General features: G+C 35.4%; 31 protein-coding genes. 17 read left to right on the top strand and 14 right to left on the bottom strand.

Going from position 1 to position 26,540, the window contains the following annotated elements:
* The first annotated feature begins 30 nt into the window (after window positions 1-30).
* The 4 genes from ACOCEA_RS07700 (at window position 31) to ACOCEA_RS07685 (ending at window position 3,141) form a co-directional block, all read left to right on the top strand.
* Window positions 31-786 carry a DUF6090 family protein gene (locus ACOCEA_RS07700; protein ID WP_420755645.1) on the top strand — a complete coding sequence of 252 codons (756 nt, stop codon included), beginning with the start codon at window positions 31-33 and terminating at the stop codon, window positions 784-786.
* Window positions 787-924: 138 nt separating this feature from the next.
* Complete coding sequence (locus tag ACOCEA_RS07695; protein WP_420755644.1) at window positions 925-1,623, top strand: DUF6090 family protein; 699 nt, start codon at window positions 925-927, stop codon at window positions 1,621-1,623.
* A gap of 40 nt (window positions 1,624-1,663) precedes the next feature.
* Entirely contained in the window at window positions 1,664-2,401 is a 738-nt protein-coding gene (locus tag ACOCEA_RS07690) for a DUF6090 family protein (RefSeq protein ID WP_420755643.1), read from the top strand.
* Window positions 2,402-2,409: 8 nt separating this feature from the next.
* Window positions 2,410-3,141, top strand: a complete 732-nt coding sequence (locus tag ACOCEA_RS07685) for a DUF6090 family protein (protein WP_420755642.1) — start codon at window positions 2,410-2,412, stop codon at window positions 3,139-3,141.
* A 341-nt stretch (window positions 3,142-3,482) separates the two neighbouring features.
* Here the strand turns inward: ACOCEA_RS07685 and ACOCEA_RS07680 are convergent, their stop codons facing one another.
* Together ACOCEA_RS07680 and ACOCEA_RS07675 are read right to left on the bottom strand one after the other, a co-directional pair.
* Entirely contained in the window at window positions 3,483-4,469 is a 987-nt protein-coding gene (locus tag ACOCEA_RS07680) for an SDR family oxidoreductase (RefSeq protein WP_420755641.1), read from the bottom strand.
* 40 nt (window positions 4,470-4,509) lie between these two features.
* Window positions 4,510-4,890, bottom strand: a complete 381-nt coding sequence (locus tag ACOCEA_RS07675) for a glyoxalase superfamily protein (RefSeq protein ID WP_420755640.1) — start codon at window positions 4,888-4,890, stop codon at window positions 4,510-4,512.
* 68 nt (window positions 4,891-4,958) lie between these two features.
* Here ACOCEA_RS07675 and ACOCEA_RS07670 point away from each other — a divergent pair, with 68 nt between their 5' ends.
* The 5 genes from ACOCEA_RS07670 to ACOCEA_RS07650 all read left to right on the top strand — a co-directional run bounded on the left by ACOCEA_RS07670 (window position 4,959) and on the right by ACOCEA_RS07650 (window position 9,649).
* Window positions 4,959-5,789 (top strand): endonuclease/exonuclease/phosphatase family protein, encoded by an 831-nt coding sequence (locus ACOCEA_RS07670; protein ID WP_420755639.1) that lies wholly within the window; start codon window positions 4,959-4,961, stop codon window positions 5,787-5,789.
* A 168-nt stretch (window positions 5,790-5,957) separates the two neighbouring features.
* Entirely contained in the window at window positions 5,958-6,560 is a 603-nt protein-coding gene (locus ACOCEA_RS07665) for an FMN-binding negative transcriptional regulator (RefSeq protein WP_420755638.1), read from the top strand.
* 4 nt (window positions 6,561-6,564) lie between these two features.
* Window positions 6,565-7,932 carry a glycoside hydrolase family 113 gene (locus tag ACOCEA_RS07660; protein WP_420755637.1) on the top strand — a complete coding sequence of 456 codons (1,368 nt, stop codon included), beginning with the start codon at window positions 6,565-6,567 and terminating at the stop codon, window positions 7,930-7,932.
* A 148-nt stretch (window positions 7,933-8,080) separates the two neighbouring features.
* A complete protein-coding gene (locus tag ACOCEA_RS07655; protein ID WP_420755636.1) occupies window positions 8,081-8,995 on the top strand; it encodes a DUF4382 domain-containing protein in 915 nt (304 codons plus the stop codon).
* 162 nt (window positions 8,996-9,157) lie between these two features.
* Window positions 9,158-9,649: a DoxX family protein gene (locus ACOCEA_RS07650; RefSeq protein WP_420755635.1), complete on the top strand. Its 492-nt coding sequence runs from the start codon at window positions 9,158-9,160 to the stop codon at window positions 9,647-9,649.
* A gap of 2 nt (window positions 9,650-9,651) precedes the next feature.
* Here ACOCEA_RS07650 and ACOCEA_RS07645 read toward each other — a convergent pair whose 3' ends face one another.
* Window positions 9,652-11,805, bottom strand: a complete 2,154-nt coding sequence (locus ACOCEA_RS07645) for a TonB-dependent receptor (protein ID WP_420755634.1) — start codon at window positions 11,803-11,805, stop codon at window positions 9,652-9,654.
* Window positions 11,806-12,017: 212 nt separating this feature from the next.
* Between ACOCEA_RS07645 and ACOCEA_RS07640 the strand changes: the two genes are divergently transcribed.
* Entirely contained in the window at window positions 12,018-12,434 is a 417-nt protein-coding gene (locus tag ACOCEA_RS07640) for a DUF2141 domain-containing protein (RefSeq protein WP_420755633.1), read from the top strand.
* An 84-nt stretch (window positions 12,435-12,518) separates the two neighbouring features.
* Entirely contained in the window at window positions 12,519-12,896 is a 378-nt protein-coding gene (locus ACOCEA_RS07635) for an iron chaperone (protein WP_420755632.1), read from the top strand.
* Here ACOCEA_RS07635 and ACOCEA_RS07630 read toward each other — a convergent pair.
* Window positions 12,893-13,372, bottom strand: a complete 480-nt coding sequence (locus tag ACOCEA_RS07630) for a Dps family protein (protein ID WP_420755631.1) — start codon at window positions 13,370-13,372, stop codon at window positions 12,893-12,895. The genes ACOCEA_RS07635 and ACOCEA_RS07630 overlap by 4 nt on opposite strands.
* Before the next feature lie 128 nt (window positions 13,373-13,500).
* Between ACOCEA_RS07630 and ACOCEA_RS07625 the strand changes: the two genes are divergently transcribed.
* The gene (locus ACOCEA_RS07625) at window positions 13,501-14,439 is read left to right on the top strand and encodes a LysR substrate-binding domain-containing protein (protein WP_420755630.1); all 939 of its coding nucleotides are present in this window, start codon (window positions 13,501-13,503) and stop codon (window positions 14,437-14,439) included.
* Between the two features lie 146 nt (window positions 14,440-14,585).
* Here the strand turns inward: ACOCEA_RS07625 and ACOCEA_RS07620 are convergent, their stop codons facing one another.
* Window positions 14,586-14,783: a hypothetical protein gene (locus ACOCEA_RS07620; RefSeq protein ID WP_420755629.1), complete on the bottom strand. Its 198-nt coding sequence runs from the start codon at window positions 14,781-14,783 to the stop codon at window positions 14,586-14,588.
* A 177-nt stretch (window positions 14,784-14,960) separates the two neighbouring features.
* On the opposite strand from ACOCEA_RS07620, the gene ACOCEA_RS07615 reads away from it, so the two are divergent.
* The gene (locus ACOCEA_RS07615; protein WP_420755628.1) at window positions 14,961-16,241 is read left to right on the top strand and encodes a D-alanyl-D-alanine carboxypeptidase/D-alanyl-D-alanine-endopeptidase; all 1,281 of its coding nucleotides are present in this window, start codon (window positions 14,961-14,963) and stop codon (window positions 16,239-16,241) included.
* Here the strand turns inward: ACOCEA_RS07615 and ACOCEA_RS07610 are convergent.
* From ACOCEA_RS07610 to ACOCEA_RS07570, 9 genes are all read right to left on the bottom strand, one after another.
* Window positions 16,238-16,729, bottom strand: a complete 492-nt coding sequence (locus tag ACOCEA_RS07610) for a peptide-methionine (S)-S-oxide reductase (protein WP_420755627.1) — start codon at window positions 16,727-16,729, stop codon at window positions 16,238-16,240. The genes ACOCEA_RS07615 and ACOCEA_RS07610 overlap by 4 nt on opposite strands.
* Window positions 16,730-16,750: 21 nt before the next feature.
* Window positions 16,751-17,335, bottom strand: coding sequence for a GDP-mannose pyrophosphatase NudK (gene nudK / locus ACOCEA_RS07605; protein WP_420755626.1), 585 nt, complete (start codon window positions 17,333-17,335; stop codon window positions 16,751-16,753).
* Window positions 17,325-17,681 carry a DUF4406 domain-containing protein gene (locus tag ACOCEA_RS07600; protein ID WP_420755625.1) on the bottom strand — a complete coding sequence of 119 codons (357 nt, stop codon included), beginning with the start codon at window positions 17,679-17,681 and terminating at the stop codon, window positions 17,325-17,327. Before ACOCEA_RS07600 ends, nudK begins: the two co-directional genes overlap by 11 nt.
* A gap of 65 nt (window positions 17,682-17,746) precedes the next feature.
* The gene (locus ACOCEA_RS07595) at window positions 17,747-18,319 is read right to left on the bottom strand and encodes a Crp/Fnr family transcriptional regulator (protein WP_420755624.1); all 573 of its coding nucleotides are present in this window, start codon (window positions 18,317-18,319) and stop codon (window positions 17,747-17,749) included.
* A 73-nt stretch (window positions 18,320-18,392) separates the two neighbouring features.
* On the bottom strand, window positions 18,393-18,986 hold the full coding sequence (locus tag ACOCEA_RS07590; protein WP_420755623.1) for a gluconate 2-dehydrogenase subunit 3 family protein: 594 nt from the start codon (window positions 18,984-18,986) through the stop codon (window positions 18,393-18,395).
* Window positions 18,987-18,989: 3 nt separating this feature from the next.
* Window positions 18,990-20,690 carry a GMC oxidoreductase gene (locus tag ACOCEA_RS07585; protein WP_420755622.1) on the bottom strand — a complete coding sequence of 567 codons (1,701 nt, stop codon included), beginning with the start codon at window positions 20,688-20,690 and terminating at the stop codon, window positions 18,990-18,992.
* Window positions 20,691-20,935: 245 nt separating this feature from the next.
* Window positions 20,936-21,589, bottom strand: coding sequence for a DUF2461 domain-containing protein (locus ACOCEA_RS07580; RefSeq protein ID WP_420755621.1), 654 nt, complete (start codon window positions 21,587-21,589; stop codon window positions 20,936-20,938).
* A 94-nt stretch (window positions 21,590-21,683) separates the two neighbouring features.
* Window positions 21,684-22,481 (bottom strand): TIGR00266 family protein, encoded by a 798-nt coding sequence (locus ACOCEA_RS07575; RefSeq protein ID WP_420755620.1) that lies wholly within the window; start codon window positions 22,479-22,481, stop codon window positions 21,684-21,686.
* 152 nt (window positions 22,482-22,633) lie between these two features.
* The gene (locus tag ACOCEA_RS07570) at window positions 22,634-23,089 is read right to left on the bottom strand and encodes a DUF4442 domain-containing protein (RefSeq protein ID WP_420755619.1); all 456 of its coding nucleotides are present in this window, start codon (window positions 23,087-23,089) and stop codon (window positions 22,634-22,636) included.
* Between the two features lie 193 nt (window positions 23,090-23,282).
* Here ACOCEA_RS07570 and ACOCEA_RS07565 point away from each other — a divergent pair, with 193 nt between their 5' ends.
* The 4 genes from ACOCEA_RS07565 to ACOCEA_RS07550 all read left to right on the top strand — a co-directional run bounded on the left by ACOCEA_RS07565 (window position 23,283) and on the right by ACOCEA_RS07550 (window position 26,533).
* The gene (locus tag ACOCEA_RS07565) at window positions 23,283-23,765 is read left to right on the top strand and encodes a DUF4870 domain-containing protein (protein ID WP_420755618.1); all 483 of its coding nucleotides are present in this window, start codon (window positions 23,283-23,285) and stop codon (window positions 23,763-23,765) included.
* Window positions 23,765-24,217 (top strand): nuclear transport factor 2 family protein, encoded by a 453-nt coding sequence (locus ACOCEA_RS07560; protein ID WP_420755617.1) that lies wholly within the window; start codon window positions 23,765-23,767, stop codon window positions 24,215-24,217. Before ACOCEA_RS07565 ends, ACOCEA_RS07560 begins: the two co-directional genes overlap by 1 nt.
* 169 nt (window positions 24,218-24,386) lie before the next feature.
* The gene (locus ACOCEA_RS07555; protein ID WP_420756218.1) at window positions 24,387-24,722 is read left to right on the top strand and encodes a PadR family transcriptional regulator; all 336 of its coding nucleotides are present in this window, start codon (window positions 24,387-24,389) and stop codon (window positions 24,720-24,722) included.
* A gap of 2 nt (window positions 24,723-24,724) precedes the next feature.
* Window positions 24,725-26,533, top strand: a complete 1,809-nt coding sequence (locus ACOCEA_RS07550) for a PspC domain-containing protein (RefSeq protein ID WP_420755616.1) — start codon at window positions 24,725-24,727, stop codon at window positions 26,531-26,533.
* The last annotated feature ends 7 nt before the right edge of the window (window positions 26,534-26,540 follow it).

Genomic DNA, 26,540 nt, shown 5'->3' with positions numbered 1-26,540 from the left:
CGCTTACGGACAAAACAAAATGACATTATCATGATTAAATTCTTCCGTAAAATTAGGCAAAACTTACTTTCCGAAGGTAGAACCAGCAAATATTTAAAATATGCCATAGGTGAAATTGTGCTTGTGGTCATTGGTATTTTAATTGCCATACAAATCGACAATTGGAATGAAGAGAGGAAGAACACTGAAATTAAAGAATCCTTAGTAGAAAATTTAATTGCCGATTTGAATGAGGACATCCAAAATTTAGAGGCCTTAAATACGATTAATACCAATGCTGAAAATGAAGGAGTTTACCTTGCTTCCTATTTAGAGAACGCCTTAGTTGAAATAGATTCGTTAAGGCTTATAAATTCCATAGTTTTTAGTGGATATGTTCCCAATAAATCGCTCATATCCTCTACTTATAATGATTTGATCAATAGTAATAACCTTCAATTATTCCATGATGTAAAATTGAAAAGACTTTTGGACGATTACTATGTACAAAATTCCTGGTTTGAACTTTTGAATTCTCGAATACTTAAAACGGCTTGGTATGATTACCGTGATGAAATGTCCAAATTTCATAGTCCAAGACTGTATGAAGATTTCTATGAATTCCAAAAACCAATAGAATCCAATGCCACCCAATACCTGGTAAAATGGAATCAAATCAAGAACAATGAATTTATCAAAACCCAAGTAGGAATGATTGGAGCCTACAGAATATTGATAAGGCAAGATTTTGAAAAATATATTTTAAAAGCTAAAACAATATTAAATTATTTAGAGGAAACCAAATAACCCTAGTGGAATGGTTTATATGCTGTTCATTACTTATAAAAGCTAGTCATGACAGGTAGATCTGCGCCTTAATGTTTTAAAATAACCAACCATTGACCAATGATAAAACTCTTTAGAAAAATCCGTCAAAATCTCATTATGGAAAACAAAACCTCCAAATATGCTAGATATGCCATTGGTGAAATTATACTGGTTGTTATTGGAATTTTAATCGCTTTGCAGATCAACAACTGGAATGAAGCACGTTTAGAGTTTAACCGCGAAAAAATCACCATACAAAACCTTCATACCGAGTTCCGCGAAAATTTAAGGGACTTGGATTCCATTAATACTATTTTAAAACGCACCATACAGGCAACTGAGAAAATTTTTGGCAAGTTTAAGGAAGGAGAACTTCAAGAATCAAACGAAATTGATGATTTATTGCATTATGTCATAGAAAGCCCTTCCTGGAAGCCTAGTGAATTTGTATTGAACGACCTACAAAACTCCGGTGGACTCTCAAAACTGAACAATACGGAGCTAAAAATTCTTTTGTTTAATTGGTCCCGCTTTTTTAATGAACTGCAAGAAACAATGGTTCAGTCTGAAGAGACTAATATCAGTTTGATCGAATATATTAGGGAACATGGTTCGCTTAGAAACATTGATACCCGATCTAAGGTATTTCAATACGGTCCCTCACAACTAAAAATGAACAATGCCATGTTGCTTCAAAACATTCAATTTGAAAACTATATCGATGACAAACTCTACGTGCTTAAGGAGTCTGAAATTGCCTATACGCAAGCCAAAATATTAATACAGAAAATCTTGGCAGAAACTACCATAGAGTAAAAGAAAAGCCCATTTACAAAAATAAACGAACCGCCAACCCATGATCAAACTCTTTAGAAACATCCGAAAATCTCTTCTTTTAGAAGGAAAGACCACAAAATATTTCAGATATGCCTTAGGTGAAATTGTATTGGTGGTCATTGGTATTCTCATTGCCTTGCAGATCAACAACTGGAATGAGGATAGAAAAAACAAACATGCAGAAAATCAGATTATCTCAGAACTAAATACCGAGTTTAAAATCAATGAAGAAATTATCAAACAGACCATAATCACTATCGAAAAAAGTGAGGCCAGTTGTAAAAAAATCATGTCATTGCTCGAAGATGATCACGTAGACCTTTCCACTTATAATATAGACAGCCTACTATATTTTACCATTGAATATAAACCCTTCAACCCTTCAAATAATTCACTTTTTGAAGTTTTACAAACTGGAAATCTCAAAATTATATCCAGTAAAAAATTAAAGGAACAGTTATTTGCTTGGAATCGCGAATTAGAAAATAACAAATCCACGTTCATTGTTTATGAAAAATGGATTGAAGAACCGATGTTGCCCTATTATTCAGACAACATCGCCCTTAAGAATGTAGATGCATACGGTGTTTTAAATTGGTCTAAAACCTCCAAATTCGAAGATGACTATAGCAAACTCTTTCAGGAAAGAAAATTTGAAAATATAATCGATAATAATTTATACCACCTTTCCGCCCTAAAAAATCAATATGAAGGCCTACAAAAAATAATAGAAAATGTAATTACTTATACCGATTAATTAAAACTATGATCAAATTTTTTAGAAATATCAGGCTAAAATCACTAACCCAAAATAAGTTTGGGAAATACCTGACGTATGCCATTGGTGAAATTGTACTGGTCGTAATCGGTATTTTGATTGCCCTTCAGATCAATAACTGGAATGAAAACCGAATAAATTCTGCTAAAGAAACTACTGTTTTAGCTAATATTCATAAAGAGTTTAAGCAGAACAAAAAACAATTGGACTCTGTTATTGGTAAGCACCAGGTTGTATTTAAAAATTGCGCCAGGGTCATTAGTCTATTCCCGATAAAATCAAAACCAGAACCGGAAGCACTGGATTCATTGGGAACTATGCTTTGGTGGACTTATGGTGGAAATACCTTCAATCCCATGCAAACGAGCATTAATGCCCTTGCCAGCACATCTTCTTTCTATATTATTAAAAATGAAACCTTACGCGATTTATTGATTTCCTGGAATGACTTAGTTACAGATTATCAAGAGGAAGAATTAGCTTCCAGAGATCACATTTGGAGTCAATATGACCCTTACTTGTCCAAACATTTTGATTGGAACTTTAATTTTAAAGACGAACGAAATGATTTTGACGCACTGCAAACTCTGGAGTTTGAATATTTGGTTAGAAGCAGGTACGATTTAGTGGATCAAATATTGAATACAAGCGGTGAACTACAAAAAGTACAAGCCACTTTAGATAAAATAATTGAACTTTCGAAACCTCAAAGCAACTAAAACCCATTATCAAATTCTTTAAAAAAATACGGCAGCAACTCGTAACAGAAAACAGGTTTTCCAAATATCTGCTCTATGCCATTGGCGAGATTGTATTGGTGGTCATTGGAATCTTGATTGGCTTATAGATTAACAACTGGAAGGTAGAACATAAAAATCATATTTTAGAAAAGGGTATTCTTAAACAGAAATGGGAAAAACCATATTCAGGATAAAATGGTCTTATGGAAATAAATACGTTGAGTAAAACAGCCATTATTGCATCTTCACAGTTAGTAGATTCCTTAAAAGAAGCTCCAACAAAGACAATATTCTATTTTGGATTGTGGATCTGATTTGGATCAACCAAGCGACCGATAGGCTCTCAATAAATTTTCAATTTTAGCTTCAGTATCCATATCTATATTTTGGCGTTCAGGTTTTTCCTGTAGCCATTTGAGAGTTCGTTTTATTCCCTCTGAAAAAGGAATAGTAGCCTTAAATCCAGGTACAAAAGTTTTGATCTTGCTATTATCAAATAACACACTTTCCGCTTTATCTGCTAATAATGTCCCTGTAAAAGATGGTTCTATATTACATATGAAATCAGAAGCTATATGAACTACTTTGGCTTCCTTTCCTAAGGCATCTGCCAAAATTTTATAAATCATGTTCCAACATAAGATTTCATCTGATGTAATATGGAAAGCATGCCCAATCGCGGTTGTTAAGCCTAAAAGACCAACAAAGCCTTTGGCAAAATCATCGGAATGGGTAACGGTCCATAAGGAGGTACCATCGCCATGAACAATAATCTCCTTCCCTTCCAATATTCTTTTGGCCGTATTGTATTTATTGAATCCGCCAATAGCTATCGGTATTACCGTATCATAGGTTAATGAGGGTCGTACAATAGTAATTGGAAATCCTTCTTCACGATAGGCTTTTTGCAAGCGGTCCTCACATGCTATTTTACCTTGTGAATAGTCCCACAAAGGATTACCTAGTGGGGTAGATTCTGTTATTACCGGGTAACTTAAAGGGGTTTGATAACAAGAAGCCGAACTGATAAAAATGTATTGTTTGGTTTTACCTTTAAATAATTGGATATCCCTTTCAATGTCTTCTGGAGTAAAAGCAATCCAATTCACCACTACGTCCCACTTATGCTTTTTAAGCTCCGTTAATTCTTCAGGCTTATTTATATCACCTAGTATAGTGCTTGCCCCATCAATAGTTATGGTTGACTTGCCCCTGTTCAACAGATATAGATCCATTCCCTTTTTCAAGGCTAAAAGACTACTTGGTGTACTAATATTTCCTGTTCCCCCTATAAATAATACTTTCATTAAGCTATATATATTTTATCGTCTGTATGGTTCAATTTATTTAAACATCCCTGTAAAATGTCAATCCGTTTTTAAAAGGGTCATAAAAGGCAAATTCCCGTGTTCCCCATGCTGTTTCCCGCAATAAGGTATGGGTCTGGAATACATCCATATCTGCGTATTCCTTAAACAAAGCCTCTATGTTTTGGGTTACTATCCGCAGCAAAGGTCTATCTATTTCCGCTTCCCACTCTTTTACATCATGCCATTGTAAATGAATTTCAATACCATCACGCAAAATTCCTGCATACGTTGGTTTTTGGGAATCATCGGCAAAGGCAATTTTAAAACCCAATCTATTTACATAGAAATCCAAGGCTTCTACCACATCCCAAACTGGTAGAACCGGATGAATTTGATGAAGATAACCTTTTGTTCCCATAACATAAATATAAAGTATATTCGATAACTTGGATGCTAACAAAACTTCATTACATAAATTTAAATCAGATGAAACAAACTTTTATACTAATCTTAATGCTCTTCTCTATTAGCTCTTCACTTTTATCGCAAGACATAAGTGTTATGACCTATAATATTAAATACGACAACATTAACGACACCTTAAATAATTGGAACGACCGTAAAAAAGGTATGGCTGACCTTATAAACTACTATACTCCAGAATTTTTAGGAACACAGGAAGTCCTTTTTAACCAATTGCAATATCTGGACGATGAACTAACAGCTTATAATTATATTGGTGTAGGCAGGGATGATGGCAAACAAAAAGGAGAGTTTTCTCCAGTGTTTTACAATAGTAAAAACTATGAACTGTTACATCATGAAACCTTTTGGTTGTCTGACACCCCAAACGAAATATCCGTTGGTTGGGACGCGGCTCTAGAGCGTATTTGCACCTATGGCTTGTTTCAACATAAGACCACCCAGAAGAAACTTTATGTTTTTAATACCCATTTTGACCATATAGGTAAGGTTGCCAGAGAAAAATCAGCAGCATTAATCATAAAAAAGATCAATGAAATCAATGTTGGTGGTTTGCCCGTGATTTTAATGGGCGATTTTAATTTAACTCCAGATGAAAATCCCATCCATTTAATAAAACAAGATATGTTAGACGGACAAAAAATTAGTCAAAAACCATTTTATGGACCTACAGGTACATTTAATGGATTTGACCCAAACAGCACATTGGAAAATAGAATAGATTATATTTTTGCAAAGAATCTTGTGGTTAAAAGCTACATACATATTGATGACCGTATGGAGAACAACAAACATATCTCTGATCATCTACCGGTTTTGGCCATTTTAGAATAAAATACCGAGGGGTTTACTTGAAAGCTTATACACCTGAATGTATATACCTCTAGTTATGTCATTCGTCATGTTCAAAAACTCAAGGCATTTAAGTAACATCTTGGCTAAAATATCAAACACAAATCAAAAGACGATTTAACTAATTAATGTATTGATTACTTTTATGGTATGTACACACCAGAACATTATAAAAATGATAATATAGACGAAATTAAAGCATTCTTAAAAGCAAATAGTTTCGGAATTCTTGTTAACGAGGTTAACGGTAAACCTTGGGCCACGCATATACCTTTGGTGCTAGAAACCGACGGTAATGGCAATGACGTGCTAACGGGCCATTTGGCTAAAGCTAATCCGCAATGGCATTCCTTTAAACAAAATCAAGAAGTACTTTGCATCTTTAATGGTCCACATAGTTATATATCTTCCTCTTGGTATAAAGATGAAGAAGTGCCTACTTGGAACTACATTGCGGTACATGTCTACGGAACCATTGAAATATTGGAGGAAGCGGCTGTTTTATCTTCACTAGACAGGTTGGTGAACAAGTATGAAAAGGGTAAAATTAATCCAATTTCTGTGGCTAACCTATCTGCTAAAACTATGCGCCAAGTTAAAGGTGTGGTAGGTTTTAAAATAGTAATTACGGAAATACAGGCTACCTACAAATTGTCACAGGGACGAGAACACGACCATCCAAAGATTATTGATGAATTGAACCAACGTGATGCCGGAGCCATTGCCATAGCCCAGGAAATGGACAAAAAATAAAGGTATGAAAAGAAGACTCATACATTTAACAATCCTCTACCTCTTACTTTGGATAGTAGCTTTTGTATATTTACTTTTTCGGTTTTCCAGAAGAAATGGAAGTTTGGCCGACTATTTTTCTTTTTTCGTGGAACTAGCTTCACGAAAATTTATCCTCATAGGATTTCATATAATATTTTTACTCTGCTGCGGACTTTATTTTATAGTACGTCATTTCATCAAAGTGGCAAAAAAGAAAGACACACATACCGCTTGGCGACAATTTTCATTAAAATTTGTACTTCCCCTACTCTGTATTTTCATTGGATTAAAAACCTTAGTGTTTGTAAATGCGAACGAATGGCATAACTATACATGGGATATTAATCATATGAATAATTCCGGCAAGGTAAAAAACCTTTATGAATTAGATAACAAACATAGGGGCATGAGTGTTTTTGGTTGGTCTGAAAACAATACCAAGGCAATAAAAAGCCTTGTAAAAGCAAATATAGAATGGGTCGCGGTAATACCATTTATGTTTCAAGAGAACGAAAAAACCAAATTAATAAATACCCCTGAATTCCCTGAAAAATATTCTAGACGAGATTCCAATTTCATCAAAGCCATAAATGATTTGCATAATAATGGAATCCGAGTTCAACTTAAACCACACCTATGGATGCGGGATGGTTGGCGTTCCAATATCACATTACAGAGCGAAAAAGAATGGGATAATTGGTTTGAATCGTATCGCATTAATATGCTTAGGTATGCTAAAATGGCCCAGGAGACCAATACGGAACTACTTTGTATTGGAACGGAATTACGAACCTCTATAAAACAGCAACCTCATAAATGGGATACCCTAATTAATGAAATAAGAACTATTTATAATGGTGAATTAACTTATGCCGCCAACTGGTATGATGAATATGAACATGTTACCTTTTGGGACAAGTTAGATTATATTGGGGTACAGGCCTATTTTCCTTTAACTAAAGAAGAGAACCCAGACTTAGAAATTATAGAAAAAGGTTGGGATAAACATTTAAGGGAATTAAAGGCATTTTATGAAGACCACCACAAACCAATTTTATTTACAGAGGTGGGTTATAGAAGCATGGCCAATGCTACAATCAAACCATGGGAATGGGACACTTTTTTAGGAAAATTTACAAAGAAAAAGTCGAATAAAACCCAACAATTAGCTTATGAGGCCCTTTTTAAAAAAACTTGGAGTGAACCTTGGTTGGCAGGTATCTATATTTGGCAATGGCATAACGAGACAACTATTGAAAGTACAGACACCGATCAAGACTTCTCACCTAGGTTTAAACCCGCAGAGAATGTAATAGGCAAATGGTATGGTACACCAATGAATCGTCAATAATTGCATTTTGAATAACCATGTTATTCATCGAAAATAGTATAATCTATTTTACAGCCTTAAACTTTTTCAAGACCTTTGCCCTGCCCAACTTTTTTAAAATCCTTTTGTATTCCATAATAGCAATGGAATTAATTTTAAACAAGTAAACATGAAAACAAATCACTTTTTCCTATTAGCCTGTACATTTTTGTTATTAACCTATAGTTGTACCGAGAATACTAATGACAACTTAGAAATGGGCAGATTAAAGGTTGTTATGACGGATGCCCCTTTCCCTTTTGATCAAGTTTCTGAAGCCAATGTTACCGTTTTTAAGATAGATGCCCGTTTAAAGGATTCAGGTGAAATTGAATTGGATACTGAGGTCACAGATGAAGATTCTGGGCAAAATTCCCCTTTTGTGGTGTTGATGGAAGAGGAAATTTCTATGAACCTATTAGAACTTACTAATGGAAATACGGAGACCATGGCTAATTTGGACGTACCCGTAGGCACCTATGATTTGGTTAGGGTATATGTGAAAGGAGTTAATGTGGTTTTAAGAAATGGCAATACCTACGAGCTTAAAGTCCCTAGCGGGGAACAAACTGGAATAAAAGTATTTATTACACCGGGACTTACAGTGGTAGGAGGACTATCCTCGGATTTATTATTAGATTTTGATGTAAGCAGATCTTTTATTGCTAAAGGGAATCCAAGGGTTGAAGGCGGTATTAAGGGCTTTAATTTTAAACCTGTTATCAAGGCTTGTAATATATCCGTAGCTGGAACATTGGCTGGTAATGTAAGTACTCTGGTTGAGGAATCTTTAGTTGGATTGGAAGGTGCACAGGTAAAAGTATTTAATGAAACTGATACTACCGCTACTTTTACAGATTTAGATGGTAATTATATGATTATGGGTTTAACTGCCGGAGCATATAGGTCTGTAGCTGAAGTAGATGGCTATTTAGGCAGTGACACCATGGATATCCAAATCAACGTAGCAAACAAGACGGTTTTGGACTTTACTTTGGAAGAGGAAGAAGTACCGGCAGAAACTACAGCTTTAACCGGTATGTAACTTATTTTATAATTCGATTTAAAAAAAACGGCCTAATGGCTGTTTTTTTTTGTGCTATCCATAAATTTCACTGGACCGTTTTACCATTTTAGTTGGGTAAAAAATTAAAATTAATCATAAATTTAAATAACCGACTAAACAACCAAGAACCGGAAATTTTAAATGTCTTCATTAAAATACAAACTCAAAGGAATAATAATTCCCTACAAACTAGATGGTTTATTAAATAACCTATTAGTTTTATTGCCAAGGGTAATTTCAGGGATTCTTTTATGCTTTGTTTATGCCCCCCAAAATATAGGCACCCCTTGGTCACCAGAGGATTTAAATCTTCAACTTTTAAAAATAAATCCCACGTTTGTTGGGCATGTGCGCGATTTTGGCCCTCCATTCGATTTGATGCCTTTAGTGTTTAGTTGGTCTGCTATCATTACAATGGCCTTCGGAGGTTTTTTGATGATTCTTGGCCTTAATACTAGAATTACATCTTTTTTTCTGGTGATGACGATGTTCATAACCATACTTTTTAGGGAATGGGACAATAGTTGGAGTATACTTCCTACATTTTTGTTTTTCTGTACAGGACTATTTTATCTTGGTTTTGGTTCTGGGAAATTCGGTTTAGACTATTATATCAGCAAGCATTATCTTTAAGTTTACAAATTATCTAGCTGGTTACTTTTATGGTCCTTACTAAGGGTCCAAAAGAAACCTACAAAGAAAAAAGTATCTGTTGTTGGTTTGATAGTGCGTCTTTCATACTTGCCAATTTCATTTGCCGTATTGGCATATTGATATCCATTCACGTTGTTGAAACCTGCTACGTTACTTACTGAAAAATATAAAATTTTCTGTTGTGACAATAAATACGCCCAGTTAACACTAAGATTATTATATGCCTTGGTCTTTTCCGCCATAAAGGCATCTGTATTGGGATTGTCAAAAGGTCTTCCAGAACCGTAATTATATGAAAACCCAATCTGTGATCGCCAATTGGACATCCAATATTTAGTCACCAATGAAAAACTATGTCTAGGCGCAAAATTAGGTGTCGCCTTTTCGCTAAAGTTTCTAAAATCTCGTTCTGTATTCAAATAGGAATAGGAAATCCAATAGTCTAAATTTTTAAAGCTATTAGTATCCCTCCAAAAAACATCGAGTCCGGTAGCATACCCATTTCCGGTGTTGTTATAGGCCGAATCAAATTGTGGCAAAGGTGTATTAAACTTAACAAGATTGTCGTAATTCTTATAGTATAACTCCGCCCTAAACGTTTTCCTATTATCCAAATATTGATAATTTAGTATATAATGCGATGTTTTCTCCACAAGTAAGTCTTGGTCATATTTAGCATACTCAGTCAGTGGGTTTTGATAGAAATCCCCGTATGCCAAAGAAAACTGACCTTTTGCACTACTTTTATAAGCAAAAGATATTCTTGGCGAAACTTTAGAGCCCATCAATTCATGATGTTCTATTCTTGCTCCTAATTTCATAGCAAGTTTAGTACTGAAAAATACATCGGTTTCACCAAATACACCCAATAAGTTATTATTGTAGTTGGTCATATAATTCGTGTTGACACTGTTCACAAAAGATTCCTTAAAAGCTTGAATAAAATACTCTCCTCCAAAAATTAATCTAAATCGATTATTAAAATTCTTGCCAATTTTGGTTTTTATATGGGCTGCTGTCTCTATTGTATTGATGCTATTTTCAAATATTCCTACTTCATTTTTATCTAGAGAAACACTAGTGCCTGTGGTTATAGTCCATTCATTATCAAAGAATCGTTTATAAGAACTATTTAAATACAGGTTTTTGTTTTGTAATTTGAAAGGTACATACTCGTCAAAATTGATGTCTTCTTGCTCAATTTCAAAACTGGCATAATTAAAACCCGTATATAATTTAAAAATATCTTTCTCACCTTTACTTCTAAATACTGCCTCACCAGATATAGATTCATAAGGTTTTTTCCATCTAGCGCCTTGATCAGGAGGTACAAGTGCTTGGTAAGGAGAAAGGTTCACATATGAGGTATTGATACTTAAAGACTCATTTCCCCAAATCTGGGTGTGGCCGATACCCCCTCCTACGGACATAATTGAAATATCTGTCTTTTCCTGATCTGGAACATCGGTAGTGTTTAATAGTAAAACACTGGAGAGGGCCTGGCCGTATTCTGCCGAATATCCACCAGTACTAAATGTTATCCCTTTAAATAAAAATGGCGAAAATCTTCCTCGCGTAGGAACGTTGTTGGCAGTTGCACTAAAAGGCTGGAATACTCGAAGTCCATCTATAAAAACTTGTGTCTCCCCAGCGGCTCCCCCACGCACAAACAAACGCCCATTCTCATTCACAGTAGAAGTTCCGGGTAATGTCTGTAAAGCGGCTACAAAATCTCCTGCCGCACCAGCTGTAGTTACAATATCCAAAGGTTTTAAAACCGATGCCTTGGAGTTGTCCCCAGCTTGAAAACTACCCGCCGTCAAGGTAACACCATCTAACTGTTTTATTACCGGTGATAAGGTGATGTCCAAATTTCTTAGGTATGTGATATCTCCCGTCCGAACATAATTTTCATATCCAATCATAGAGATGATCAACGTTTGGGTTCCCGTTTCCGTTGATTCAAAATTAAACACCCCTTTTTCTGTTGTTGATGCACCGTCATAGGTGCCCTCTATATATACATTTGCACCTTCAATTGGCTTATTATCATTATCGTATACGGTTCCAGAAATTAAAGATTGGGCAGAACAATAAAATGATGTGAGTAGTAGAATAAATGCTAAGGTTCTCATGCTTTATGATTGTTGATTATTTACCACAAAACTGTTCCCTTTTCATCTTATAGACCAAACTATATGACTGAACCGTAGCATTTAACAATCGAATTGCGTGGTTGTTTTACCATTACAATTCAGGCTTTATTATCAACAGTTGGGTGATTGTATTTTTTACAGGAATAACTGCTTACGGAAATTTGAAGAATTAATAAAAAAAACGTTAAGACATGAAAACATTGGGACTCATTTTAGGAATGCTATTATCAGGTTTAGTAGTAAAAGCACAAGACACTAAGGGCGTAGACGTAACTATAATAATTGAAAACGTACTTTCCAATGAAGGTAAAATTATTGGTGCATTACATACACAAGATACTTTTATGAAAGGACCTGGTATTAAAAACACAATAATTGATGCCATTACAGGAGAGGCATCTCTCACTTTTTCTGATGTAGCCCCAGGTACATTTGCATTACTGATAATGCATGATACTAATGGGAATAATAGAATGGATTTTGATACCAACGGTATGCCACAAGAAAGTTATGCAACATCTGGGGAGGTATCTTTTGGACCACCAAATTTTGAAGATTCTAAATTTGAGGTTGCAAATAAAGACTTGGCAATTAGAATACGATTTTAAAACAACCATCAAACTTTAAAAATTAAGGCTTCCTAATTGGAAGCCTTTTTTATATTTTTAATAGCATTTTTTAAATAACTCCTTATGCTTAATATGATAAAAGCGTCAACTTTTGATGAATATTGTAAACATTTCCCTTTAGAAATACAGGAGAAACTCGTTCAGCTCCGTAGTGCTATTAATGAAATTGCACCTGAGGCAAAAGAAGCAATTAGCTATGGCATGCCCGCATACAAGTATAATGGCAAACCCTTGGTGTATTTTGCCGCCCAGAGTAAACATATTGGCTTTTATGGCACCCCAAGCACCCATGTGGCATTTGAAAAGGAACTTTCTGGTTACAAACGAGGTAAAGGCTCGGTTCAATTTCCTTTAAGTAGTCCCTTGCCTATTTCGTTGATTAAAAAAATGACCTTATTTAAGTTAAAGGAACTTCAAAACAAGGCCCAGGTAAATCCTTAAATATCCTCTGCAAGCCATGCTTTCATCATCCAAACCGTTTTTTCCTGTTCAGAAATAAAATCACTCATCATAGAGTTGGTGCCTTCGTCTTGGGCCTCATCGGAAGTATTCAAAATTTTACGCTCAATCAACAATAGTTCTTTTAATGAATCTACTATAAGATGTATCGCATCTTCATCCTTGGTAACATTCTTACCGACCGGAACAGTGGAGTTGTCATTGTAATCCTCAAAAGTATGAAAAGGAACACCCCCTAGGGTTAATACACGTTCTGCAATCATATCTACCTTCATGTTGGCATCATTGTACAACTCCTCAAATTTTATGTGCAAATCAAAGAAGCGTTTGCCTTTTATATTCCAATGTATTCCACGTAAATTTTGATAATACCTCTGAAAATTGGCCAACAACACATTTAAGTCGCTACTTATTTGCTCGGCTTTATCGGCATCCAAGCCTATACTATTCAATTTCATTTCATTATAAATTTTAGATTGTTCAATTACTCAGTCGCATAATTAACTATAAGTTTACGGAATTAATATGATGTTTATCATAAGTTTTATTGATGCTTTTAATACCTTTATCCAGTTAAATTATAGCGATGACCATTACCCAATTACAGTACGTTTTAGCGGTTGCAGAATATAGGAATTTCACCCAAGCTGCCGAGAAAAGTTTTGTTACCCAACCTACGTTAAGTATGCAGGTTCAAAAGCTTGAGGATGAATTGGATATATTAATTTTTGACCGTAGCAAAAAACCAATTTCTATTACTGAAGTAGGTAAAAAAATTGTGGCCCAAGCAAAAAATATTGTAAATGAGGCAGAGCGAATTAAGGATATCGTAGATCAGGAAAAAGGGTTTATAGGTGGTGAATATACTCTTGGTATTATTCCTACCGTTATGCCTACATTATTACCTATGTTCCTAAAGGCCTTTATTAATAAATATCCCAAGGTTAATCTAATTATTAAGGAACAGAGCACCGAAAATTTAATCCAAAATATTCAAGATGGACATTTAGATGCGGCTATCGCGGCTACACCATTAGAAATTGATTACATAATAGAAAGGCCCTTATATTATGAACCGTTTGTAGGGTATGTTCCAAAAGGGCATAGACTAAGTTCTTGCTCAAAATTGGTGCCTGAGGATTTAGATGTTTCGGATATACTACTTCTACAAGATGGCCATTGTTTTAGGGAGGGTGTTTTAAATCTTTGCAAAGCGACAAAAAAACTGGGCGAAGATCATTTTGAATTACAGAGTGGTAGTTTTGAGACTTTAATTAACCTCTCCAATGAAGGATTAGGCATGACATTACTTCCTTTTTTAAACACCTTAGAACTGGACAAGGAAAAAAAAGAAAACCTGAAATATTTTAAAGATCCTTCACCAGCCCGCGAAGTTAGCTTAATTTATCATAAAAGTGAGCTTAAAATACAAATTACAGAGGCATTAAGAGACGTTATTTCTGGAGTTATTAGAGGTGCAATTGCGTTCCAAGACGTAAAAATTATCAGCCCAATTACCAAATAGGTTATTCAATTTTAATTTACCCACAGGCATAGGACCAATAAAAAAGAAATTATTGAACCCATTTAAACCTTAATTTTTTTAGCTAGCTAAAAACCTGTTTGGTTGCTTTTAAGTATAAAAAAAGCCACTTATAAGTGGCTTTTTAGTTAACTCTTTAAATAAAGTAAACTTTGTTGGAGCTCTGGTTTATCTAACACAAATTGTTCCAACCAAACTTTAAGTTCCTCTGCCTCTTCTGGCAGTAATCTTACAAGTGCTTTTTTTAGTTCCTTGTAAAATAGTTTAGCATCAAAACTAACTTTCCTGAGTACAGTTTTACTATACTCCAGCATTGTTCTTGCCATACGTACTTTATTTATTAATTAGTTGTGGTATAAATTTAAACAGAAAAGGAGTGTTAATATTGCAAGCAAAAAGTTAAAAAAACTACCAATATGTTAAAAGGCTATGATATTCATTATCTTAAAATTTCACTACTTTTAAAGAGCAACCAGCAAAGCACTTTTAACGATACGTGATATATGTCCATAAACATCCAAAAACGCTACACATTTGCTTTATTTATATTGGTATTAATAGGTTGTGCATCAAACAAAAAGCGTATTGCCAAGGATATCACCCATGAGTTTGAGACCAATTTCTATAGGAATCAGTTCTCAGGGCTTTTAATCGTTAATCCAGAGACGAAAGACACGCTTTATGATCTAAATAGCAACAGGTACTTTACACCAGCAAGTAACACCAAAATATTCACACTATATACGGCATTAAAATCATTACCCTTAAAAATTCCTTCTTTACGATATATTGAAAATAATGACACCTTATATTTTGAGGGTACGGGCGACCCTTCTTTTATGCATCCTTATTTAAAGGATAGCACGTCATATTTATTTTTAAAAAAACAAAAAAATCTGGCGTTTTACCCAAATAATTTTGATGATACCAAACTTGGCCCTGGATGGGCTTGGGACGATTTTCATTGGTATTATTCGCCTGAACGGAGTGCTTTTCCCATATATGGTAATGTTACCACAATTACCAATGTACCAGACTGGAACGTTTTCCCTATCTATTTTAAAGACAGCGTTGTAATTGATAAAAATGATTATCATAGAGACTTAATAAAGAATAGGTTTTATTTTGAAGGTGACCGCACTGATACTTTAGAAGTACCCTTTATTACAAGTACCAATACAACAAAAAATATACTCCAAAATCTCTTAGGGAAAGAAATTACAATGGTCTCAACTATGCCTGCAGGGCCAAAAAGAACGTTACATGGCATACATGCCGATTCCCTTTACGTAAAGTTAATGCACGATAGCGATAATTTTATTGCAGAACAATTATTGATCCTCTCTGCATCTGAAAAAACAGATACATTAAATTCTAGAAGTGCTATAGATTACATTTTAAACAATGAATTGGCAGATCTTCCCCAACAACCTAGGTGGGTAGATGGTTCTGGCCTTTCTAGATATAATTTATTCACACCAAAATCTATGGTCTTTGTACTGGATAAGCTATATAAAGAGTTTCCTAAGGAACGTTTATTCCATATTTTTCCTGCAGGAGGGATTAGCGGCACATTAAAAAATTGGTATGGTGCAGATGATAAACCGTTTATTTTTGCCAAGTCTGGTAGTTTCGGAAATAATTACTGTTTGAGCGGTTATTTAATTACTAAATCTGGTAAGGTAGTCATCTTCAGTTTTATGAATAACCACTTTAGAAATTCATCTTCTGAATTAAAAAAAAGAATGCAAGGCATATTTGAATCAATTCGGGATACGTATTAATCCGTTAGGTGCTTGGCATAATGTTGTCTTAAGAATACTAACTTAGGTGTTATGTAGGTTTTACAAAACGGCTTGTCAATATCCTTATAGTAATAATTTCTAAACTCACGGTCCGAAGCTCTAAAATTACCAAATGTCAGTACCTCGGTAATTATAGGTTTTGAAAATTCCAATTGTTCGCTCTTTAAAATTTCGACTGACCTTTTAAAATCATTGGCGTTCAAAGTGTAAATAGCCGACCTGTATTTTTGCCTCATCGTATGGTTCGCTGTACTGTGGTGGGTTCTTAAATGAATAGCTATAACATCTTTAAGTGATATAACTTCCTCAACATAGTGGACAATAACCCCTTCTGAAAAACGGTCCGGATCATCTTTCGCAGCAACAAAACCTTGCTCCACTTTGCTTATTCCATTAAGCGACATAAAAATGGCCTCGGTACACCAATGACATCCACCACCAAGAGCAATACTGTTTTCTTTACCCATACCCTGTTAGTCGTAATACCATCAAGAAACTAAATTGTTAATTTGGGCATATTGTAAAAGTAGTATTGTTTTTGCGTCGCAAATCTCACCAGTTTTTATTAATTCCAAAGCTTCTTCAAATGGAAGTTCCAATACCTCGATGTTCTCTGTTTCATCGCGGGCACCTCCGCCCTCCCCAATCTTCATTTTATCGTTATATTCACCAATGAACAAATGCAAAATCTCGGTCACCGAGCCCGGGGACATATAGGTTTCAAAGACTTTCTTGACCTTTTGGATTTGATAACCCGTTTCCTCTTCTGTCTCCTTACGGATGCAATCTTCTGGGTTATCACCATCTAGTAAACCAGCACAGACTTCTATCATCATGCCATCTTCATTACCGTTTACATAGGTGGGCATCCTAAATTGTTTGGTGAGCACTACTGTCCCTTTATTGGCATTGTATAAAAGTATGGCAGCCCCATTTCCACGATCATAAGCTTCTCTGTGTTGGGTTTCCCAACTACCATCTGGCTTTTGATATTTAAAAGTGTATTTGTTAAGTGTATACCAATTATCTGAAAGTATTTCTCTTTCAATGTCCTTTACGTTTTTATTTGACATCCGGAATTTCATTTATATGATAATATACTTTAAGACCTAAACTTTTTGCAACCTCTACATCTTGGTCAGCTCCTACTGAAGCACCTTCAATACGAAGTATAGCATCACACTTTTTCAATAATCTATGGGCAACAGGATATTGAAACTCCTTAAATACAGCATCGCCAACTTCTTTAGAACCAGCTAATTCAATTATAGGATTTGCCACCCATTCACCTATCATAGGTATATGCCCTTTCTTAAAAATAGGAAGTGCCATTGATTCTAAATTATCCATATTTTTCTTGATTAACTTTAGATCGTTGTTAGTGCCGCTCCTATAAGGTCCGGCTATCATTATCATCATAATTGTAGTTTTTGTAAATAACGTAAAATACAGGGATATAAATATTAAGATACTTTAAGAGGTAATTATTTCTTTTTTACCGAACTCAAAAATTCTGGGGTTACGCCCAAATAAGAAGCAATCTCCTTTTGTGTCAATTTTTCAACAATTTGTGGATAGTTATGTAGGAACCTTGTAAATCTATCTTCTGTTGATAATGAAATGGATTCTAAGACCCTCATTTGTTCCCGAGCATATGCATTCTGAAATAATATTCTGAAAAATCGGTTAAATTTGGGTAACTCATTTAGTAGAAGTTCAAAACTAGTATAGTTTAAAACTGCTACCTTGGTATCCTCTAATGCTTCTAATGTCAGATAGGCAGATTTTTGATTTAAAAAACAATAAATATCTGTAATCCACCAATCATCTATGGCGAACATCATTGTAGAACGCTTACCTTGTTCAGTTAAATTAAAAGCACGTATACTGCCCTTCTCTACAAAATACAACTCTTTACATAAGTGACCTTGATTGAATAGTGTTTCTTTTTTCTTAATTATTTTAAACGAAAAAATAGTTTCAAGATATTCAATATCGGCTCTTTCAAGATGGATGTGTTTTCTAATATTGGTAACTACCTTAGAATCCTTTAACATTATTGAATTTCAAACAAATAGAGTTACATCTACAATGCTAAATGCAAAAACAGGATGGTAACTACCATTTTAATTACAAACTCCAACGATTACCAACCTCAGATAAAGGTTTACAGGGTTCGTATGCACCTGGTATCGGATCATAGCTTAATACATTTTTCCCTATTTCCTCAGATGTAAAATAAGCCCATATGGCCATTGACTTCATAGACCTGTAAAAACCAATTTTTTCTTGAGGACCTACAGCAGTTCCCCAAACCCCAGAACTATACTTGCCGTTGCTGGCCTCTGCTGCTTTTAGAACCTTGGTCTTGTCTGCCTCGTTCAAATTATAGAATACCTGACCATATTGTTTTTGGCAATCTTCATTGAATACAGCGATTTCATCTCTAATAGAATCCTGTCCATTTTTGTCCCAAGTTTTGGATATGACCTTATCAATGAAAATATCAGATTTCACATCCAAACCACCCGGAGTATCCGTAGTTGGCAGAATCATATCTATAAGTGCCGCAATTGTTTTTGCTTCACTCTCCGTAAAAAATAGTGGTTGCCAATCTAACCTAGACTCATTTTTACAAGATTGCAATAACGAGAACATTGTAGGCATAGCTATAGTTGCCCCTGCCAATAAACCTGCTTTTTTAAGTGCTTTTCTTCTGTCCATCGTTTAAATATTTTGTTTTTTCAATTCTGATACCGCATGGTTAGCAGCTCTCGCCGTCAATGCCATATATGTTAAGGAAGGGTTTACACAAGACGAAGAAGTCATACAGGCCCCATCGGTCACAAAAACATTCTTTGCACCATGAACTTGGTTAAATTCGTTTAAAACCGATGTCTTTGGGTCACGACCCATTCGTGCTGTTCCCATTTCATGAACCCCGTACCCTGGTGGATGCTCATTATCAAATCCCATAACATCTTTTACTCCTGCTTTGGTTAACATTTCTACCGCATCTTCCTGTATTTGTTTGTTTAATGCTTTCTCATTTGCCTTAAACTCTGCATCAATGGTTAAGGTAGGTTGCCCCCATTTATCCAATACATCCGTATTCAACGAAATTTTATTATCGTGATAAGGTAAACACTCGGCAAATCCTGTGATGAACATTTCCCAACCACCTGGTTTAAGAATACTATCTTTATAATCAGCACCAAAGGCTTCGATATTTGCAGGATTACCACCCCTGTATGCGCCACCTTGATATCCAAAACCACGAACGAACTTGTCCGACTTGCTCTTTTCATCAATATTTACATACCTAGGAATATATATACCGTTGGGCCTTCTACCTTTATAATATTTATCATCAAAACCATCAACTTTACCTATCGCTCCCACTCTATAGGTATGATCCATAAGGTTATGGCCCAATTCACCACTATCGTTACCAAGACCATTCTCAAAACGGCTGGACTTAGAATTCATCATGATCTGTGTAGACCCTAAGGTTGAAGCATTAATAAAAATAATCTTAGCTGAATATTCGATAGCCTCATTGGTCTCAGAATCAATAATTCGCACACCAGTGGCCTTTCCTTTTTGATCATCATAAATAACCGATTGCACTATTGAATATGGCCTAAAAGTTAGGTTACCAGTAGCATTTGCTGGTGGTAATGTAACCGCATTACTACTAAAATAAGCACCGTAAGGACATCCCCTACTACATCTATTACGGTTTTGGCACTGACCACGACCATTATGTGGTTGCGTTAAATGCGCAACACGACCAATAATCATATTCCTACCTTCAAATTCCTTTTCAATTCTTTCTTTTACATGTTTCTCAACACAGTTAAGTTCCATTGGAGGAAGAAAGTGACTATCTGGCAATTGTGGTAGTCCTAAAGCTTCTCCACTTATACCTGCAAATTTCTCCACATAGGTATACCAAGGTTCAATATCTTTATAACGTATTGGCCAATCTACACCATGGCCATCCTTGGCATTGGCCTCAAAATCAAGGTCGCTCCATCTATAGGTCTGCTTACCCCATAAAAGGGACTTACCACCCATTTGGTGTCCTCGTAACCAAAGAAATGGTTTTTCCTCCGTATATGGGTTTGCCTTATCATCTGCCCAAAAATGCTCAGTATCCGTTCCAATCCAACCAGACCTAATGGCTTTATAATGTTTCTCCTTTTGTTCCGGTGTAAGACTTCCCCTTAACTCCATATCCCAAGGATCTAAATTCATGGTCGGGTAATCCACAACATGTTCTACTACCCTACCACGTTCTAAAACCAAGGTCTTTAAGCCTTTTTCACAAAGTTCCTTGGCGGCCCATCCACCACTTATACCTGAACCTATAACAATTGCGTCATAGGTTACATCCTTCTTTGCATCAATATTAAAATTGGCCATTTTTATTATTATGTTAGATTACCATTTAAAGGTAACTATTTATATAGAAATACTAATAAATCCTAATTCATTATATGATTTTCAAAATTAAAATCCTTTGGGAATTTTATATTTAATTAAGATTCAATTAAAGTCTATAGGGCATTGTTGAAAGGTATTTGCGATATATTATTTTGAACTCCCTACTTTTAAATAAAGTTCGAAAAGCTTTTCGTTAATTTTTTAGACCAAATTGGAAATTTAACTTAAACCGATATTGCCTTATTTAAATAACGCCTAAAGGGAAGCATTTCCTTATAAACCCTAAGAACCTTTTTATCAAAATCACCTTCAAATAATTCAGTAGTATTAAAAGGTGTCATTACAGCAAAGGTTTTATGCTTTAATAGGTCTATATGCGGATGATCATTTGTAAAACCCTTTGGTGGTCTGGAAAGTTTTACATCTTCAACCAACGGACCAAAGGTTTGTTTGAATGACTTCTTGTTAAGAATATTTTTTAGATGCTCACCGTCATAATCAATAGCATCACGAATACTTTTTAGATTTTGCGATTCCGGTCGCCATAATCCACCAGCAAACATGGAACTTTGAATACCTATCTCTATATAAAAATCACCAGTATTTGGGCGTTTGTCCAATCCAGCACCAAAATGGTCCTTATAAATTGGTTTGTTAGGGTGAAACATTAAATTGTTATTGATTCTATTAATTCCCTTACGGCCAGGCGTATCAAAATAATCATCGTCTATGGCCAACAGCTTACTGTTTAAACCATCTAACCATAAAATAAATTCATCCCTAGCGGTATGATATTCTTTTCTATGGGCATCCATCCATTCCTTAGTATTGTTTTGATGAAGTGCTTTTAGGAAATTGATTAGCTTTTTAAAATCCATTTTATTATAAATAATTGTATTTAATGCAAAAATTGCAAAGCACGGTTGTGCTTTGCAATTTAGAGTTATCGTTTTTTACTAACTACCTTAAAAATTAAAAACGGTTATCGCCACCAACAATATCGCCAAGTGTACCTAAAATGCTTCCTTCGCCCTTATCTTTTCCACCACGTGGTATAGAGGCCAATACACGACCGGCCAACCTACTAAATGGCAAGGATTGGATATAAACTGTGCCCGGTCCTCTTAAGGTTGCAAAGAACAAACCTTCCCCACCAAAAACGGTGTTCCGAATTCCACCAATAAACTCAATATCATAATCTACAGATTGTGAAAATCCTACAATACAACCAGTATCTACCTTTATAACCTCACCCGGAGCCAGTTCCTTTTTGGCCATGGTACCACCCGCATGTACAAAGGCCATACCATCGCCTTCCAATTTTTGCATGATAAAGCCTTCGCCACCAAAAAGTCCCCTTCCCAATCTTTTAGAAAATTCTATACCAACAGATACACCTTTGGCGGCACAAAGAAAGGCATCTTTTTGACAGATAAACTTTCCTCCTTTTTCCGATAGATCTATGGGTATTATTTTTCCTGGGTAGGGCGATGCAAAACTGACTTTCTTTTTTCCTTGCCCAATATTTAAAAAGGCAGTCATAAAAAGACTTTCACCTGTAAGCATACGCTTGCCGGCAGAAAAAATCTTGCCCAGAACTCCCGAATCCTGATTGGAGCCATCCCCAAAAATAGTGCTCATTTTAACATCGGTGTCCATCATCATAAAGCTACCGGCCTCGGCTACCACGGCCTCCTGCGGATCCAGCTCTATTTCTACGTATTGCATTTCCTCTCCGTAAATTTCAAAGTCTATTTCGTGTGCGTTCATTTTTTATAGTTTTTTGTTGATGCTTATAAGTAGTAGTATAGAACTGTTTTGTTACAAAATAAGGTAGCTTATTTTGTAACAATGTTAGCAAGTTCATCTGATATTGGGTTTGTATAAAAAGAAAGGCGGTATTCACTTAATACTATAATACGCTACGTTTTTAACCTCATCGTCCATTCAAAATTAAAGGTGCTCACCACTACTCCATCTGTATTTACACCCACAGATTTCATCCATACGGTCTGCCCCTCACCTGTGGCTATGGCTTTGTCCAAGGCTTCTTTTATTAAATGGCCATCTTCACAGGTAAACGTAATTTTACCTGTAGCTTTCTTAGAGAAATTGGCGTTGTTGTTAGCCACCAACATTGATATATTCTTGCCCCTATTCTTGATCTGATCGATCATCATAGCGCCGGTCGTAAGCTCTGCAGCCATTCCCTGTACTGCCCAAAACATGGAATTAAACGGGTTTTGATTAAACCATTTGTGTTTAACGGTCACCACTGCCTTGTTATCATCCAAATGCCTTAAACGTACTCCACACCACCATGCAGATGGTAACTTAAAAAACGTGAACGCATTGAATTTGCTAATGCTTACAGCCATATCAACTTTTATTTTGCCTAAATGTATTGATTAAAATCCGTTTCTTAAAATGTTAATTTATTGTTAAATATTAGTACTATGTTTTGCAAAGTACCTTCTTTTAGACATATATTTGCATAGTAAGTTATTATGTTATCAATATAATTAGTCATAACATAGCAATTAAAAATCAATCATCAATTAAGAACAAATCATGACAGACACACTAACCAAACACGAACGAAATTTATCCGCATTGATCCATGCGAGTACCTTTTCAAAATTCTTTATCCCGTTCGGGAATTTTATTTTGCCTTTGGTGCTTTGGACAGCGAATAAAAAAGAATACGAATTTGTAGATTATAATGGTAAACAGGCTTTAAACTTTCAAATAAGCCTTTTTCTCTATTCTATTCTTTTAGGAATCATTACCATACCCTTTTTCATTGGTTTCTTTCCGGATATTTTTGATTTTGACAATTTTGGATTTGATCATTTGAACAATTTCAATAATCTAAACATTCATTTTGATAGTGACGATTTTAGATTTGGAACTTGGTTGCTACCTGTGGGCATTGCAGGGTTATTACAAGGTGCACTATTTGTTGTAAACATAGTCTATACCATTTTGGCGACCATTAGAACCAATGAAGGTCAAACTTTTCAGTATCCCATAACCATTAAATTTATCAAATAATGCAACTAGTAAAAATCATCATCTATATAGCCATACTTTTTGTAGCTAATCTTCTTTCTGGGCAGGTAGCAACGAATTCTGAACTATACCAGACTATAAAGAAAATGGACAGTGTTTACTTTACCGCTTATAACGAATGTGACATGGAGGTGCAAGCAAAAATGTATGCGGAAGATTTAGAGTTTTATCATGATAAGGCCGGTTTTGCAACAAACAAAGCGGAATTATTAGAAAGTTTAAAACAGAATATTTGCGGTAAAGTTACCAGGTCTTTGGTAGAAGATAGTGTAGAGGTACATGAAATTAAGGATTATGGTGCAGTACAGATTGGAATGCATAAATTTTACAATAATCTGGAACCAAACGCCGTATCTGTTCCTACAAAGTTCATTGTTATTTGGAAACAAACAGCCGAAGACTGGCAAATGAGCAGGATCATAAGTTTACATTAAAAATAATCGGGGTTCTAATCAAGCCCTCAGGAGTTTACTAATCAATCAAAAATCAAATCAAGATGTTTATTCATCAATCAAAAAACGAACCGTTAACATGCAGACAAGCACAGCACACAAGGAGCACTCCCCACAAGGGTCTGAGCTGCATAAAAAGAAAAAAGACATTATGAATGTAGAAAATACAAAAGCGCAAATGCGTAAAGGTGTTTTGGAGTACTGCATCCTATCCATTCTAAATGGTGAGGACAAATATGCTTCGGAAATCTTAGAAACGCTAAAGGATGCCAAAATGCTGGTAGTAGAAGGAACTATATACCCATTATTGACAAGATTAAAAAATGCCGGTCTTCTAAATTACCGTTGGGAGGAATCTACCTCAGGACCGCCAAGAAAGTATTATACACTAACAGAAACAGGTAAACTATTTCTTAAAGAATTGGATACCACTTGGGACGAATTAAGAAAGGCCACTAATCTGGTAACCAACACAAAAAACAGCTAACGATGAACAAGACAGTAAATATAAATTTAGCAAACACGCTTTTTCACATAGACGAAGATGCGTACAATAAAATGCGTAGGTATTTAGAATCTGTAAAACGATCCTTTGCCAATACACCTGGAAGCGATGAAATAATAGCCGATATTGAAGCACGTATCGCTGAGCTTTTTTCTGAAAAATTGGAGAACGAAAGACAGGTTATTACCCAAAGGGAAGTAGACGAGGTAATTACTATAATGGGACAGCCTGAAGATTATATGGTAGATGAGGATATCTTTGAAGATGAGCCCATTAGTAAAAATACAGGTGCCAAAACCAGGGTTAAAAAATTATATAGGGATATTGATCACAAATATGTTGCCGGTGTGTCTGCTGGTATTGCACACTACATTGGAATAGACCCTATATGGATTAGATTGCTATGGGTATTTTTAACCGTAGGATCCGCTGGTTCCTTTATTCTTTTATATGGTTTACTTTGGATTCTTATCCCAGAAGCTACAACCACAGCCCAAAAGTTAGATATGCGCGGGGAAGCTGTAAACATTAGCAATATTGAGCGAAAAGTTAAAGAGGGTTTTGATGACGTAGCGGATCGTGTAAAAAGTGTTGACTATGAAAAAGTAGGGAACACCGTCAAAAAAGGAGGCAAAACGTTTTTTGATACTATCGGCGACATTATAATGTTCGTGTTCAAAATATTTGGAAAATTCATTGGTGTACTACTCGTAATAATAGGCGCGTCAACTGTAATAGGATTATTCATAGGGTTGCTAACTGTGGGCATATTAGACATGGTTCACTTACCAGGAATAGATTTCTACCATGTTGTAAATTCTAGCAATATGCCTATTTGGTTAATTTCACTTTTGGCCTTTTTTGCGGTAGGGATTCCATTTTTCTTTTTGCTTTATTTAGGACTAAAAATTTTAGTGACCAACTTAAAATCAATAGGCAATATAGCCAAGTTTACGTTATTGGGACTGTGGTTGTTATCTGTGATTCTACTCATTGTTTTTGGAATTAGGGAAGCAGCCTCACATGCCTATTCTGGCAGTGTTACAACAGAAAATGAAATTGTAATTGAAAATCCTTCGGATACCTTGAACATAACGCTGAGTTCATTTGATTACAATAGGAACAATAAAATGATTATGGGCAAAATGATCATTACCCATGATGATGCTGGGAATAAAATGTTGGTTTCCCAAGATGTTCGGTTTCGCATAAAAAAATCTAAGGATTCCATTTTTAGGGTTGAGATTAGAAAAGAGGCCAACGGATCTTCATTTGTGGAAGCAAAAGAAAGAGCGGAGCAAATAGACTATGGCTATATGATGGAGGGTACCACGCTGGAATTGAACGATTTTCTGTCTACCTCAGGTGAAACAAAGTTTAATGATCAAGAAGTACGGGTTAATATTTATATTCCCGTTGGTACTATCCTTACCTATGATAAAGGCGAAGGAAGAAGTTGGATCATGAATGCAGATACCGATAGGGATGTTGACCAATTGGATGATTTTAGCTGGAAAATGAACAATAACGGAGAATTAATCTGTTTAGATTGTCCAGAAGGGATGGAATTTGATAGTTCCGATGAAAATCGTATTCGTATCAATGAAAACGGAATTGACATAAATATCAATGATAATGGAGAAAAGGGAAAAATCATCATCAATGAAAACGGAATTGATATAGATGTGAATGACAATGGCGAGTCTTTTAAAATGAAAGTTGATCAAAATGGCGTGAAAATAAAAGCTGAGGATGGCGATACAACCATTAGCAAAAGCATAAAAAAGGATTAATAGATCA

This window comes from Maribacter luteocoastalis (genome assembly GCF_048890225.1).
GTDB lineage: Bacteria > Bacteroidota > Bacteroidia > Flavobacteriales > Flavobacteriaceae > Maribacter > Maribacter luteocoastalis.
The sequence above is the reverse complement of the archived record's forward strand: the minus strand, read 5'-3'. Positions and strand labels throughout refer to the sequence as shown.